At 73.0% G+C, this 400-nt stretch carries 1 protein-coding gene; it reads right to left on the bottom strand.

Translation table 11 applies throughout. The features are described 5' to 3' along the window. On the bottom strand, positions 1 to 400 hold a 400-nt coding region (locus E4T88_RS19040), incomplete at both ends, for a phosphatase PAP2 family protein (protein WP_221411836.1).

Here is a 400-nt window from a genome sequence, read left to right as displayed (position 1 = left end):
TGCGCTCGAGGAGATTCATCACCGCCGGCACCCGGGTCTGGTCGATGCGAGTGCCGAGCACGCAGGCGAAGTTGTCGAGGACCGCGGAGGCCCCCTCCGACACGTCGTTCGCGGCGATTTCCCAGCGGGCGCTGCCCTTCAGGGCGCGGGTGCTGTTGAAGGCCGCCCGGTCGGCCTTGTCGAGCGGCGCGTCGTGGGCCGGCGGCGCAGGCAGGATCTGGACGGCATCGGGAACCGCGGTCTCGGCGAGATAGGGCTTCACCGCCGGCTTGCCGGGCTTGAGCGTGTCGGCCCCGAGCGACGGCGCCGCCGGCGGGTTCGCCGGGGCTGGCTGGGGCATATCCTCGGCGCGCACCGAGGTCGCGGCCGCCAGCAGAGCGAGGATGGGCAAGGTCAGGGT

The sequence above is a fragment of the Dysgonomonas mossii genome (genome assembly GCF_004569505.1).
GTDB lineage: Bacteria > Bacteroidota > Bacteroidia > Bacteroidales > Dysgonomonadaceae > Dysgonomonas.
This window is presented reverse-complemented; position numbering and strand designations above follow the sequence as displayed.